Below are 14,362 nucleotides of genomic sequence, written 5' to 3' on the forward strand. Positions count from 1 at the left end.
GGGGTCAGTCGGCCGCCGCGAGCGTCGAGGCACGGGGCACGAGCACCGGCTGGAACACCATCTGGGCCGGGGAGTCCCGCGGCTCCTCCCCCATCTCGTCGACGAGCAGGTCGACCGCCGTGTGGCCGAACTCCTCGTGCGGCGCCCTGATCGAACTGAGCGGGATCAGGGACGACTCCGCGAACTCGATGTCGTCGTAGCCGATGACCGCGATGTCCTCCGGCACCCGGATGCCGTGGCCGAGCACCAGTTCCTGGATCAGGCCGAGCGCGATCAGGTCGTTGACCGCGAAGACGGCGTCCGGCCGGCGCTGCGGTCGACGCGCCGCCAGCAGCCGGGCCACGGCGCGGCCCTCCGCGATGGTGCGGTGCGCGACGTTGATCACCTCCAGCGTGCCCTCGGCGCTCTGGCCGATCACGCTGCCGGCGCCGTCCAGCCGGTCGGCGACCTGGCGGATGCCGAGCGGCCCGCCGACGAAGGCGATCCGGCTGCGCCCGAGCTCCAGCAGGTGGGCCGCCGCCATCCGGCCACCCGCGACGTCGTCGACGGACACCGAGGGCTGGTCCGCGAAGGTCCCCCGCTGGCCGACCAGCACCGAGGGAACGCCGCGCTGCCGCAACGTGATCAGGCGGTCCTCGATCGGCTCGTGCGAGGCGACGAGCAGTCCCTGCACGCGCTGGGCCTGGAACATCTCCAGATACGCGTCCTCCCGGGCACGGCTGCGGTTGGAGTTGGCGATGAACACCGACAGGTCGTGCGCGGCGGCCCGCTGCTCCACGCCCTCCGCGATGGCGGCGAAGAACGGGTTGCTGACGTCGGGGACGATGTAGGCGATCGTGGTGCTGCGCCCGAGTCGGAGCTGCCAGGCGGCGTTGTTCCGGACGAAGCCGAGCTTGTCGATGGCCCGCTGGATGCGTTCGCTCTTCTCGGGCGAGACCCGGGACGGATGGTTGAGGTAGTGGGAGACGGTGCCGACGGACACCCCGGCCAGCGTCGCCACCTCTCGAATGCCGACCCTCGCCACGCCATCCTCCCTGACCGCCGAGACTTCCCGTGTTCCGCCCGCGGTGGAGCACGCGTCCACCGGCGGCGCGTCGCCCATCCTGCCGCACGACGGCCCGGTGGCCGTAATCCGTGCGCGCCCGGCCGTCGGCGGCCGCGGGCGGTCGCGCCCCGGGCGACCGCACCGGGGTTTGAAACGTATCAAGATGTTATCGCCGATCGCAAGCCGCACGTGGCAGCCGCTGTTACCCTCCCCGCATGACCCATGAGGCGACGAGTTCCCTGGTGGTGGCGGGTGCCGTGCTCGAGCACCTCTACCACGGCGCGGCGTGGACCGAGGGCCCGGTCTGGCTCGCGGAGTCCCACCGGATACGTTTCAGCGACATCCCCAACGACCGGATCCTCGAGTTCGACGCCGCATCGGGGAGCACCTCGGTGTTCCGCCGATCGGTCGGGTACGCCAACGGCCGGACCCTCGACCGGTCCGGGAGGGTGGTCGAGTGCAGCCACGGCCGCCGGGCCGTGGAGCTGGCCGACCGGGACGGGACCCCGCGCACCATCGTCGACCGGTGGGAGAACCACCGGTTCAACTCGCCCAACGACGTGGTGGTCGCCTCCGACGGCGCGGTCTGGTTCACCGACCCGCCGTACGGCATCCACTCCTCGGGCCGCGAGGGGTACCCCGGGGAGCCCGAGTACGAGGGCTGCTTCGTCTTCCGGCACGACCCCGCCACCGGGACGACCCGCCCCGTCATCACCGACATGACACACCCCAACGGGCTCGCCTTCTCCCCCGACGAGTCCGTGCTGTACGTGGCCGACTCCGGCCGGCTGTGGATCGACGACGGCCCGCACCACGTCCGCCGGTACCGGGTCTCCGGCACCGAGGTCGGCGAGGGCGAGGTGTTCGCCGTCGTCGAGCACGGCGTGCCCGACGGGATGCGGGTCGACGAGCACGGCCGCCTGTGGGTCGCCGCCGCCGACGGCGTGCACGTCCTCCGCCCGGACGGCACGCCCGCCGGTTTCGTGCCCGTGCCCGAGGTGGTCGGCAACCTGTGCTTCGGCGGGCCGGACGGCCACGACCTCTACATCACCGCGTCGACCAGCCTGTACCGGATCCGCACCACGACGCGGTCCGCCTGACCGGTCGGGCCGCCCGGGCCGACCGGGCCGGAGGGCCGGGCGGCTCAGTCCGTCGCGGCCTCGCGCCCGGGCGGCAGCTCGACACCGAGGTCGACCAGTTCGTCCGTGACGACGCGGATGGCGTTGAGGGCCTTGGGGAACCCGCAGTACTGCACGGTGTGGATCACCGTCTCCAGGATCTCCGTCGCCGTGCAGCCCACCCGGACGGCGCCGCGCGTGTGGCCGCGCACCTGTGGTTCGAGACCGCCGATGGCGACCAGGGCCGCGAGGGACAGCAGTTCACGCTGGGCGAGCGTGAGCCCTGGCCGGGAGTAGATGTCCCCGAAGTTGACCTCGATGCCCAGCCGCGCCAGGTCGCGTGCGAGTCCGGACTGCATGTCGATCAGCCCCTCCGCCCTCCCCTCCCCGTACACCTGGTCGAACCAGTACCGACCGGCCTCCAGCCGCTCGTTCATGACACACCACCTCCTGTGACCGTCGACGTTCAGATCGAGTGGCCGCCGTCGAGCGGCAGGATGACGCCGGTGACGTTGACGGCGGCGGGCGAGGCGAGGAAGAGCACCGCCTCGGCCAGGTGCTCCGGCTCACCGAGCAGGCGGGTGGGGATCTGCGCGAGCAGGGCCGCGCGCCGTTCCTCGGTGTCCCGCTCGCGGCCGGGGGTGGCCTGCGCCCCCGGTGCCAACGCGTTGACCGTCACGCCGTGTTCGGCCACCTCCACCGCGAGGGCCTTGGTCAGCCCCACGACACCCGCCTTGGCCGCGGCGTACGCGGTGGCGCCCCTTACCAGGCGGCCACCGGAGACGGCCGCGACCGAGGCGATGTTGACGATCCTGCCGAACCGCTGCTCCAGCATGGCGGGCAGCACCGCCCGGGTCACGTGATAGACGCTGTCGAGGTTCCGGGACATCATCGCGTGCCAGGTCTCCGCCGACATCTCCGCGAACGGCGCCACCACGCCGCCCCCGGCGCCGTTGACCAGCACGTCGACCCCACCCCATGTGGTCAGGACCCGGCCGGCCGCGGCCTGGACGGCCGCGTGGTCGGTGAGGTCGACGCCGATCGGCAGCGTCCGCCGGCCCAGGCGCGCCACATCCCGGCACACCTCGCCCGCGCCCGCCTCGTCCAGGTCGAGGACCGCCACGTCGGCGCCGGCCCCGGCCAGCCGCCGCGCGATCACGCTGCCCAGCGCGCCGGCGCCACCCGTCACCAGGGCCCTGCGGCCAGCCAGAACGGCCGACCCGGTGGGCTCGACGCCCGCGCCCGCACCCGGCCCGGTCACGCGGCCACCTCCTGCCAGGCGGCGCCGGTGTCCGCCGCGCCCTCCCTGGCGAAGACCGGGATCCGCCGCAGGGGGGCGGGGACGGTCACCGTGGTCCCGCCCGGGTGGGTCCGGCCGGTGGCGACGTCGCGCCAGTCGGCACCCGCGGGCAGGTACACCGCTCGTTCCCGCACGCCGGGGCCGAGGACGGGCGCCACGAGCAGGTCGGGCCCGAACAGGTAGGCGTCCGCCACGTCCCAGGCGGCCGGGTCGTCCGGGTAGTCCACGAACAGGGGCCGCATCAGCGGCACGCCCGTGCTGCTGACGTTCGCCATCTCGCGGTGGATGTAGGGACGGAGGGACTCCCGCAGGCTCAGCTGGCGGCTGAGGATCTCGTAGACCTCGGGGCCGAACGACCAGACCTCGTTGGGCCCTCCGGTCATGTCGGGCCCCGGGGCCATCCGCGGCTCCCGGTCCCCGTGCAGGCGGGTGATCGGGCAGAAGACCCCGAACTGGAACCAGCGGGCCATCAGTTCGCGGAACTCGGGGGAGTCCGGGTCGCCGCCGTGGAAGCCACCGATGTCGGTCGTCCACCAGGGGATGCCGCTGACGGCCATGCTGAGGCCGGCGCGCACCTGCTGGGCGAGCGAGTCCCAGTCGGCCCTGATGTCCCCGGACCACACCGCGGCGCCGTACCGTTGGCTGCCGGCCCAGGCCGAGCGGTTGAGCGTGAGGATCTCCTCGTCCCCCACCTCCTGCATGCCCTCCCAGATCATCCTCGCGTTCTCGCGGGGGTACAGGTTGCCCACCTCCTGTCCTGGCCCGGCGTGGTAGAGCAGGTTGTCGGGTGCCGCGGGCCGCATCTCCGGCTCGCTCGCGTCGAGCCAGAAGACGCGGACGCCGTGGTCGTGGTAGCCGCGCTTGACCTGCTCCCAGACGTAGGCCCTGGCCGCCGGGTTGGTGGGGTCGTAGAACTGCATGTAGGTGCGGTTCTCCACTCCCTTGTCGCGGGAGAGCACGCCGACCTCCACCCCGCGCTCGTTGCGCACGAAGTAGCCGCGTTCGAGCATCTCGTTGAAGTTGACGGAGACGGCGGTCACGGAGGGCCACACGGACATCATCAGCCTGACGCCCATCGCGGCCAGTTCCTCGACCATGCCCCGCGGGTCGGGCCACTCGGCCGGGTCGAGCCGGAAGTCCCCGATGTGCGGGCCGTGGAAGAAGTCGCAGACGATCACCGAGAGCGGCAGGCCACGTCGGCGGTACTCCCGGGCCACCGTCATCAGCTCGTCCTGGGTGCGGTAACGGAGCTTCGACTGCCAGAACCCGCTGGCCCAGGCGGGGAAGGTGGGCGCCCTGCCGGTCGCGTCGGCGTAGGAGGACAGGATCTCCGCCGGGGTCCCGGCCGTCACCCAGTAGTCGATCAGGCGGGCGCTGTCCGCCACCCAGCGGGTGCCGTTCCCGGCCAGCTCCACCCGGCCGACGGCGGGCGAGTTCCACAGGAACCCGTAGCCGCGGCTGGACAGCAGGAACGGGATGGTCACCTCACCGTTGCGCTGCACCAGGTCGACCACGGCGGTCTTCTGGTCGAACATGCCGTGGGTGTGCTGACCGAGGCCGTAGAACCGTTCCCCGTCCGCGGCGGCGAACCGCTGCTCGACGCGGTGGTAGCCGTTCCCGGTGGCCGCGAACAGCCGGGCTCCCGGCCACCAGAAGTGGGCCGCCTGCTCGGCGAGGAACGGCTCTTCCGCGCCGGGACGGGCGAAGGACACCTCGCCCGCCCCGGTGACGGTCACCTCGACGCCGGCGTGGACGAAGCGCGCGGTGTCCGTGTCGATCGTGACCTCGACGGTCGGGCTCCCCTCCCGGTCCAGGAGCGCGGCCGGCGGGCCCTGGGGGATCTCGTGGAGACCCGCCACCACCCGGATGCCGCGCCCCCAGGCACGCACCACCAACGTCTCGTGTCCGGACCGCCGTTCGACGCCGTCCGGACGTGCCGTGAGGCAACCCATGATCATCAGCCTTCTGGTCGTAACCCCTGTTGCCCTTTAAACGTTTCACCTGCGGGCGCGAGAATGTCAACACCTCGGACGGCACTCGCCACAGGCACGGGCCGACGACCGCACGGAACCGCTTCTCGTCACGTCAGACGGCATCCGGCCGGGTGAGCGAGGCGCCGTGTGAGCATCCTTGACACCCCCCTGGGCCGGGGCTAGCATGCCGCGCACTTGAAACGTATCAATGCATGGCGGCAATTCGAGGAGGAGCTGTGGCCAGAGCGTTTGGGGTCCGGGGGCGCCGGGTGGCCCTCGTAGGGGTGTCGGGCATCGCTCTGGTGCTGTCGGCCTGCGGCGGGACCGGTGGCGGAGGCGGCGCCACGCCCGAGTCCCTCACCTATCTCCGCAATGTCGAGAACGGGAACATCGAGCCGGTCCTCCAGACCCTGGCCGACGGGGCCTGCAGCGAGCAGAACGAGCGGCTGCCGCTCGAGGTGAGCACCATCCCGCAAGCCGAACTCGACGCACAGATACAGATGCTGGGCGGCCAGGACGCGCTGCCGGTGATGTTCGCGGCGGGTGGCACGCCGGCCGAGGGAGCCCGGCTCTGGGACGCCGGGATGCTGGTCGACTTCGAGGCGGAACTCGAGGAGCTCGGCGTCCTGGACATGATCGAACCGGCCGCGATATCGACCATCGAGTCCCTCTACGGCGGAGCGTTCAACTTCCTGCCGTTCCAGTTCAACATCGAGGGAATCTTCTACAACAGGGAGTACTTCACCGAGAACGGCTTCGAGGAGCCACAGACCTGGGACGAACTGCTTGACATCGCGGCGGCCTTCGAGGCGCGGGGCATCACGCCCTTCGCCGCCTCGGGCGAGCAGGGCTGGCCCATCACCCGGCTGGTCTCCGGCTATCTCTACCGCTCCCTCGGCCCGGACGCCCTCCAGGCCGTGGCCGACGGCGACGCCAGGCTCACCGACCCCGAGTACGTCGAGGCCGCGGCGGCCGTCGCCGACCTCGGCGCCCGGGGCTACTTCGGCGAGAACATCGCCTCCCTGGACTACGACAGCGCCCAGAACGAGTTCCTCACCGGCAACGCCGCCATGTTCTACATGGGCACCTGGGCCCTCACCGCGATCAACGACCCCGAACAGAACCAGATCGGTCTGGACAACGTCGGCTTCATGCCGTTCCCGGCGGTGGAGGGCGGGGCCGGAAGCATCGACCAGTACCCCTCCAACGTCGGCCTGCCGTCGACGTTCAACGCCCGCACCTACACCCCCGAGGTGGGCGACTGGCTGCGCTGCATCACCGAGAACTTCGGTGAGCTGTCCCTGCGCGACGAGCAGACCATCTCCGGCTTCAAGCCTCAGAACCCGGTGCCCGACCTCCCCGAGCTGACGCAGGACGTGCAGCAGCGCATCGCCGACAGCTCGGAGACCGTGCTGTGGTTCGAGGCCCTGTTCAACGCCAAGGCCGGACAGGACTCGTCGAGCAACGCGGCCCTGTTGGTCAACGGGCAGCTGAGCCCCGAGGACTTCATGTCGACGCTGCAGACCGACCTCGACACCGACTGACGTGGCCCGCGGTCTCCGCACGCGAGGGCGCACGCCCCGGCGTCGTGTGCCCTCGCCCGACGGCCCCTCGTCGAAGGAGCGCGCGTGAGCGACGCTCCCCCGCGAGCGGGGGACGCCCCCGACGCGGCCCCCCGCCCCCGTCTCCCACACCACCCGCACCCACGCCGCGCGGGCGGAGAAGCGCACAAGGAGAACACGTGACACCCGTCCTCGGCGACCGGCGCGCCATCCTCATCCTGCTCGGGCCGGCGCTGCTCGTGTACACGCTCGTCATGCTGGTCCCCGTCATCTGGTCGTTCGGCTACACCTTCGTCACCGGCAACGCGATCGAGGGCTTCACCTTCACCGGCCTCGACAACTTCCAGCGGCTGGCGGAGGACCCCGACGTCCGCGACGCGCTCTGGTTCACGCTGAAGTACGCGATCTGCGTCACCGCCGGTCAGATCGCCCTCGGCTACGCGCTCTCGCTGCTCTACGTGTTCGTGCTGCGCAAGTCCTCGGCGATCATGCGCACCCTGGTCTTCTTCCCGGTGGTCGTGCCGACCGTCGCGATCTCGCTGCTCTACCAGAAGCTGTTCCAGTCCGCGCCGCGTGACGGGATCGTCAACGAGCTGCTGGTCAACGTCGGCCTGGGCAGCGTCGACTGGCTGGGCTCCGGCACCACGGCGTTCCTCGTCATCGTCATCATGGACGTCTGGCGGTCGGTGGGCTTCTACGGTGTCCTGATCTACGCCGGACTGCTGGACATACCGGGGGAGATCCTGGAGTCGGCGCGCATCGACGGCGCGCGGGCCTGGACCCTGTTCCGGCACATCATCCTGCCGCTGTCGCTGCCGATCCTGCTGTCCTCGGTCATCCTCAGCATCAACGGCACGATCAAGGTGTTCGACTCGGTGCTGGCGCTGACCAACGGCGGCCCCGGCACCAGCAACACGCCTCTCACCCTGTACATGTACCGGACCGCCTTCGCCTTCGGCGACTACGGCTACGGCAGCACCATCGCCCTGCTGCTGACCATCCTGTGCTTCCTCGTCACACTCGTCATCTTCCGGTCGGCGCGCCGCGACATCACAGCCTGAGAAGGATCGCCCGTGTCCATCATGACTCGCACTCCCGGCCCGCAGGTGGCGACGCCGGCATCCCCCCGGGCATCGAGGCCCCGGCGGCTCGGGCCGAGGCTCCGGCGCGCCCCGGTCGTCCTGGTGATCCTGCTGCTCCTCGCGGTCGAGGTCTACCCGCTGTTCTGGCTGGTGATGAACTCGCTCAAGTCCAGCCAGGAGTTCCTCAACACGCCCTCGTGGCAGCTGCCGACCGAGTTCCGCTGGGACAACTACGCGACCGCGTGGGAGCAGGGGATGCTCGCGACGACGATCAGGAACAGCCTGGTCGCCACCATCCCGTCCCTGCTCCTCATCATCGTCCTCGGCGTGGCCGCGGGCTTCGCGCTCGAGGTCATGGTGTGGCGGGGGCGGCACGCGGTGCTGCTCGCCGTGCTGGGCGGGATCATGATCCCCGGCCAGATGATCCTGCTGCCGCTGTTCACCATCTACCTCAACCTCGACCTGACCGGCAGCCTGTGGCCGCTGATCATCACCTACACGGCGCACGGGCTGCCGTTGACGATCTTCATGATGGCGACCTACTTCCGGGCGATCCCCCGGGAGATCTTCGAGGCCTCGACCATCGACGGGGCGAGCGTCCTGCGGTCGTTCGTGTCCATCGGCTTCCCCATGGTGCGCAACGCGGTGCTGACGGTCACGCTCGTACAGTTCTTCCTGATCTGGAACGACCTGCTGTTCGCCATCACCTTCGCCAACCGCCGGGAGCTGAACACGGTCCAGGCGGGACTGTTGAACTTCAGCGGGCAGTACGGCGCTCTGGACTACGGTCCGCTGTTCGCCGCGATCTGCATCGCCATCGGCGGAGTCCTGACGCTGTACCTGTTCCTCAACCAGCGGATCATGCAGGGCCTGGTGGCCGGTTCGGTGAAGGGCTGACCGGGTCGCGCCGCGGGGCGTGGAGAAGGGGCCCGGGTGGCCGGCGGGAAACGCCGGCCACCCGGGCCCTCTCGTGTCCGGTGCCCGTCAGCCCACCCGGCGGATGCGCAGGGCCAGCGGCCGGCCGGCCGGCAGTTCGATCGTCGCGTCGGCCCTCGCCCCGTTGCGCTCCACGGTCGTGAGCGTGAAGGTGCCCGGCACGGTCTCGACGGACATCTCCCAGGTGTCGATGACATCGACCGCGAACCGGTCCCCCACCACCAGGCGCTCCCCGGTCACCCCCTGGGGCAGGGCGAACCGCCAGCGGGCCGGCGCCGAGGGGCCCAGGTAGCGCAGGTACTCCACCCTGGGGACCCCGGCGGTGTGGGTGGTGTCGTCCCACTTGTCGATCGGGTCGAGGCCCACTCCCCGGACCTCCTCCAGGATCCGGCGCAGGAAGGCCAGCCGGGGCGGGCTCTCGCCCCGGAAGGCGCCGCCCTCGACGATCGAGAGGCTGCCGCTTTCGGTCAGGAAGCTCTCGCCGTGGCTGGCGTAGGTGCCGCTGACGGTGGCGACCCAGAAGCGGTGCACCAGCTCGGGCCCTGACAGGTGTCCCCAGCGCTCCGGGATGTCGCCCTCGTACTTGATCTCGTCGAGGACGATCGGCTTGCGGTACACGTCCCGGTAGAGCAGTGCCCGCCCGAAGTCGGCGACCGCGAAGCCGTTCTGCAGGGAGACGTGCGTCACCCACGGCTTGTTGTGGTCGTAGATGTCGATCCAGTTGTGGATCGACCGCGGCCGTTCGTGCGCGTCGTGGTCCCGCACGACCTGGAAGGCCCGGTCCCAGCGGTCCTCTGGGCGTTCCATCTGGTCGTACTCGTTCGCCATCGACCACCAGACGTTCCGGTACGCCGACAGCCGGGCCACCACGTGGCGCAGATAGGCGGCGTCCTCTTCCTCGGACAGCGCGTCGAGCCCGTAGTCGCCCTGGTCGTAGGGGTGCAGGAGGATGACGTCGGCCTCGATCCCGGTGGCCAGCAGATCGGCGACGGCGCGGTCGAGGGCCTGGAAGTAAGCGACGTCGACGGCACCCACGTCCCAGCGGCCGTCCGCGTCGCGGGCGAACGGGAAGCGGTCCGGGCGGTGGGCCACGTGCCCGCCGCCCTGGGGGAACACCAGGAAGCGCAGCTTGTTGAACCCGGCCCCCGCCACCGCCTCCAGGGTCGCCCGGTACCGCTCCTCGGGCTGGTGCAGCCAGTTGTACACGGTCGTGCCGACCGGCCGGTACGGCGTGCCGTCCGCGTGGGCGAAGTGGTACGTCCCCGCCACTCGGACCGGGCCGTGGTTGCCCGCCGCCGGCGGCACGCACCTCAGGCGTCCCTCGTGCCCGTCGAGCGCCGGTTCGGCGGAGCGGGTCAGGTAGCTCCAGGTGCCCTCGGCGTCCGGCGAGAAGCGGATGACGTACTCCCCCGCGCCGTCGTGGAAGCCGGGGGCGGAGACCACTCGCTCGCCGTGTCGGAACTCCACGGTGAGTACGGTGTCGAGCGGGCGCTCCGGCTCCGGCGCCGAGAACCGGCGTTCGAACACGCCCCAGCGTTCGACCTCGTCGTCGCTCGGTTGTGCCGCCATGCTGTGGTCCTTCCGTGGATCGGGATCGCTTGGCCCGGCGCGCGGGTCAGCGTTCGGCACGCCAGAGATGACGCGGCTCGAAGCCGAGGTCCCGGCGCGCCGCGTCGATGCTGACGAGCGTCTCGAACTCGCCGAGCGGCCTGGTGACGGGCGTGTCGGGGAACCAGGTCCGCGCCAGTTCGGCGGACGGCACCGAGAGGCCGGTGTCGGAGGCGGCGATGTCGTACACGGCGAAGCCCGGCCGAGCGGACCGCAGCGCGAGGTCGATCGCCCGCGCGCAGTCGCGCACGTCGACGTACGAGCCGAGCAGGTCACGCCGGTAGCCCGGGTCGCCGGGCGGCCCGAACCCGGCGTACCCACCCGGGCGGACGATGTTGGTGAAGCGCAGTGCCGTGACGGACAGTTCGGGGTCCCAGCGCACCAGCTGGCGCGCCATCCCCTCCTCCATCGTCTTCACCAGGCCGTAGGTGCAGTAGGCCGCGACCACCCGCTCGTCCACGGGCAGATAGGGCGGCGGCTCGTCGAAGGGGAAGCCCATCGCCGTGATGCTCGACGCGTACACCACCGTCCGGATGCCGGCCCGCAGCGCCGCGTGGAACACGTTGAACGAGATGGTCATGTTGGTGTGGAAGGTGGTCGCGTCCGGCACCAGTCCGTTCACGGGGATCGCCGCGAGGTGCACGAGCGCGTCCAGGCCCCGGTGGCGTGCCGTCACCCCGTGGAACGTGTCCAACGTCTGCCCGTAGTCCGTGAGGTCGACGCGGGTGAACCCCGGGCCCGCCGGCCCCGACAGGTCGACGCCGAACACGGCGTGCCCCTCCTCGGACAGCAGCGACACCGTGGACCCGCCCAGCGTGCCCGCGCTGCCGGTCACTGCGACTCGCACGTCCCGGCCTCCTCGTCCCGACCTCGTCGGCGCCCGCCCGAACGGCGCCCCACGCGGGGCTTCCTCGCCGGGCGACGCGCATTCACGGGCTCGATCCTCTCCCCGATATTGAAACGTGTCAATCCCTTCGACCCCGGTGAGATGCCACACAGAAGCCGAGACGAGGAGGCGCTATTGAAACGTGTCATCATCCATTACCGTTGCGTTCCGCCACGTCGAGCGAAAGGACAGGACGCCCGATGGTCGTTCCCAGCCCGCCCCGTTTCGAGCACCATCGGGAAGCCCTGGGTATCGGAGAACCGACACCCCGACTGTCCTGGAAGACCGTCGCGCCGCCCGGCTGGCGACAGGCCGCGTACGAGCTCCGGATCGCCCGGGGAGAGGACGTCTGGCACAGCGGGCGCGTGGAGTCGCCCGACTCGGTGCTGGTGCCGTGGCCCGATCGACCGCTGACCGCACGCGAGACGGCCACGGTGTGGGTGCGGCTGTGGGGCCGGCACGACGACGAGCCCGGCGCCTGGAGCGAACCCGGCACGGTCGAGGCCGGGCTGCTCTCCCCGGACGACTGGACGGCGGTGCCGGTCGGCGGCGGCTGGCCGGAGGACCCCGAGTCGGACACGCGGCGCCCCGCACGGGTCCGCCGGGAGTTCCACGCCACGGCCCGCCCCCGCTCGGCCCGCCTCTACGTCACCGCCCACGGGCTCTACGAGGTGGAACTGAACGGCCGTCGGGTCGGCGACGACACCCTCTCCCCGGGGTGGACCCCGTACCACCAGCGGCTGCGCTACCACACCTACGACGTCACCGACCTCGTCACGGCCGGCCCCAACGCCATCGGCGCCTGGCTCGGCGACGGCTGGTACCGGGGCCGACTCGGCTGGAACGGCGGCTTCCGCAACCTCTACGGCTCCGACCTCTCCCTCATCGCGCAGCTCGAACTGCGCTACGAGGACGGCACACTCCAGACCGTGGCGACCGACGCCACGTGGCGGGCGGCGGTCGGCCCGATCCTGCACTCGGGCCTCTACGACGGCGAGTGCCACGACGCCCGCGCCGAGACCCCCGGGTGGTCCTCCCCCCACCACGACGACAGCTCCTGGTCGCCGGTGCGCGTCGGCTCACGCGACCCACGCACCCTCGTGGCCCCGCAGGGCCCGCCGGTGCGGTGCACGGAGGAGGTCGCGCCGGTCGCGGTGCTGACGACGCCGAGCGGGGCGCTGGTCCTGGACTTCGGACAGAACCTCGTGGGTCGGCTTCGGATCACCGTGGCCGGCACCGGAGCCCGGGGCAGCGAGATCACCATCAGGACCGCGGAGGTGCTGCAGGAGGGCGAGATCTACACCCGCCCGTTGCGGGGCGCCAGGTCCACGGACCGCTACGTGGTGCGCGGCGACGCGCGGGAGACCTGGGAACCGCGCTTCACCATCCACGGCTTCCGCTACGCGCGGATCGACGGCTGGCCAGGGGACCTGGAGGCGGCGGCGCGGCGCGGCGACGTCGTGGCGCGCGTGCTCCACACGGACATGGCGCGGACCGGCTGGTTCACCTCGTCGAACGAGCTCGTCAACCGCCTGCACGAGAACGTCGTGTGGGGCATGCGCGGCAACTTCGTCAGCATCCCGACCGACTGCCCGCAACGCGACGAACGCGTCGGCTGGACCGGCGACATCCAGGTCTTCGCGCCGACCGCGAGCTTCCTGTACGACGTCTCCGGCATGCTGGCGGGCTGGCTGCGGGACGTGGCCGCCGAGCAGCTGCCCGACGGCACGGTGCCCTGGTACGTGCCCGTCATCCCGGCACACGAGCGGTGGACCCCCATCCGTCCGGGGGCGGTGTGGGGCGACGTCGCGGTTCTCACCCCCTGGGTGCTGTACGAACGCTTCGGAGACGCGGGCCTGCTGCGGGACCAGTACGGGTCGGCGCGGAAGTGGGTGGACCTGGTCGACCGGCTGGCGGGCGATGACCACCTGTGGAACGAGGGCTTCCAGCTAGGGGACTGGCTGGACCCGACGGCGCCCCCGCAGGACCCGGCCGCGGCGAGGACCGACCGGTACCTCGTCGCCACGGCCTATTTCGCGCGCTCGGCCCAGCGGTTGGCGGACATCGCGGAGGTGCTGGGGGAACGGGCCGACGCCGAGCACTACGGCGCGCTGGCCGCCCGGGTGCGGGACGCGTTCGCGAGCACGTACGTGCGGCCCGACGGCCGCATGACCAGTGACTCGCAGACGGCCTACGCCCTGGCCATCGTGTTCGGGCTGATACCGGACGAGGACCGCCGTGGGGCGGCGGGCCGGCGCCTCGTCGAGCTGGTCGCCGAGGCGCGCAACCGGGTCGCCACGGGCTTCGCGGGCACCAACATCATCTGCGACGCGCTGACGGAGGTGGGCGCCGTCGACACCGCCTACGACCTGCTGCTCGAGGAGGAGTGCCCCTCCTGGCTGTACGCGGTCCGGCAGGGCGCCACCACCGTCTGGGAGCGGTGGGACAGCCTGCTGCCGGACGGCACCGTGAACCCCGGCACGATGACCTCGTTCAACCACTACGCCCTGGGCTCCGTCGCCGACTGGCTGCACCGGGTGGTGGCCGGGATGCGGGCCACCGCGCCCGGGTACCGCAGCGTCCTGTTCCGCCCGCGGCCGCGCCGCGGGTTCACGCACGCCGGGGCTCGGCACGAGACGCCGTACGGGCTCACCTCGATCGAGTGGCGGCTGGTCGGGGACGAGTTGCGGGTGACGGTCGTGCTGCCCACCGGCGCCGACGGCGTCGTGGAGCTGCCGGGTCAGGAGCCGGTCGCGGTGCTGAGCGGCCAGCACCACTTCCACGTCCGTTACGAGGCCGCCACCCTCGACGAGGGGCGCTGACCGGCCGCGGCCGGGTCCGACCCGATCGAC

Annotated in this window: 11 protein-coding genes; 5 read left to right on the top strand and 6 right to left on the bottom strand. The window is 71.5% G+C overall.

Annotated elements, in window-relative coordinates; genetic code table 11:
* Positions 1–4 precede the first annotated feature (4 nt).
* Positions 5–1,024: a LacI family DNA-binding transcriptional regulator gene (locus tag RNC47_RS23890; RefSeq protein ID WP_311601587.1), complete on the bottom strand. Its 1,020-nt coding sequence runs from the start codon at positions 1,022–1,024 to the stop codon at positions 5–7.
* Between the two features lie 236 nt (positions 1,025–1,260).
* Here RNC47_RS23890 and RNC47_RS23895 point away from each other — a divergent pair, with 236 nt between their 5' ends.
* Positions 1,261–2,145, top strand: coding sequence for an SMP-30/gluconolactonase/LRE family protein (locus RNC47_RS23895; RefSeq protein ID WP_311601588.1), 885 nt, complete (start codon positions 1,261–1,263; stop codon positions 2,143–2,145).
* A 44-nt stretch (positions 2,146–2,189) separates the two neighbouring features.
* Here the strand turns inward: RNC47_RS23895 and RNC47_RS23900 are convergent, their stop codons facing one another.
* The 3 genes from RNC47_RS23900 to RNC47_RS23910 are packed head-to-tail and all read right to left on the bottom strand — an operon-like array spanning position 2,190 to position 5,415.
* A complete protein-coding gene (locus tag RNC47_RS23900; protein WP_311601589.1) occupies positions 2,190–2,600 on the bottom strand; it encodes a carboxymuconolactone decarboxylase family protein in 411 nt (136 codons plus the stop codon).
* 29 nt (positions 2,601–2,629) lie between these two features.
* Positions 2,630–3,424, bottom strand: a complete 795-nt coding sequence (locus RNC47_RS23905) for an SDR family NAD(P)-dependent oxidoreductase (RefSeq protein WP_311601590.1) — start codon at positions 3,422–3,424, stop codon at positions 2,630–2,632.
* Positions 3,421–5,415, bottom strand: a complete 1,995-nt coding sequence (locus RNC47_RS23910) for a glycoside hydrolase family 31 protein (protein WP_311601591.1) — start codon at positions 5,413–5,415, stop codon at positions 3,421–3,423. The genes RNC47_RS23905 and RNC47_RS23910 overlap by 4 nt, the downstream gene beginning before the upstream one ends.
* A gap of 257 nt (positions 5,416–5,672) precedes the next feature.
* Between RNC47_RS23910 and RNC47_RS23915 the strand changes: the two genes are divergently transcribed.
* The 3 genes from RNC47_RS23915 to RNC47_RS23925 all read left to right on the top strand — a co-directional run bounded on the left by RNC47_RS23915 (position 5,673) and on the right by RNC47_RS23925 (position 8,977).
* Positions 5,673–6,980, top strand: a complete 1,308-nt coding sequence (locus tag RNC47_RS23915; RefSeq protein ID WP_311601592.1) for an ABC transporter substrate-binding protein — start codon at positions 5,673–5,675, stop codon at positions 6,978–6,980.
* A 197-nt stretch (positions 6,981–7,177) separates the two neighbouring features.
* Entirely contained in the window at positions 7,178–8,059 is an 882-nt protein-coding gene (locus tag RNC47_RS23920; protein WP_311601593.1) for a carbohydrate ABC transporter permease, read from the top strand.
* Between the two features lie 21 nt (positions 8,060–8,080).
* A complete protein-coding gene (locus RNC47_RS23925) occupies positions 8,081–8,977 on the top strand; it encodes a carbohydrate ABC transporter permease (protein ID WP_311601624.1) in 897 nt (298 codons plus the stop codon).
* An 87-nt stretch (positions 8,978–9,064) separates the two neighbouring features.
* Here the strand turns inward: RNC47_RS23925 and RNC47_RS23930 are convergent, their stop codons facing one another.
* A complete protein-coding gene (locus RNC47_RS23930) occupies positions 9,065–10,585 on the bottom strand; it encodes a DUF5060 domain-containing protein (protein WP_311601594.1) in 1,521 nt (506 codons plus the stop codon).
* Between the two features lie 46 nt (positions 10,586–10,631).
* Complete coding sequence (locus RNC47_RS23935; RefSeq protein WP_311601595.1) at positions 10,632–11,471, bottom strand: NAD-dependent epimerase/dehydratase family protein; 840 nt, start codon at positions 11,469–11,471, stop codon at positions 10,632–10,634.
* 239 nt (positions 11,472–11,710) lie between these two features.
* On the opposite strand from RNC47_RS23935, the gene RNC47_RS23940 reads away from it, so the two are divergent.
* Positions 11,711–14,332, top strand: coding sequence for a family 78 glycoside hydrolase catalytic domain (locus tag RNC47_RS23940; protein ID WP_311601596.1), 2,622 nt, complete (start codon positions 11,711–11,713; stop codon positions 14,330–14,332).
* The last annotated feature ends 30 nt before the right edge of the window (positions 14,333–14,362 follow it).

The organism is Streptomyces millisiae, assembly GCF_031845425.1.
Taxonomy (GTDB): Bacteria; Actinomycetota; Actinomycetes; order Streptomycetales; family Streptomycetaceae; genus Streptomyces; species Streptomyces millisiae.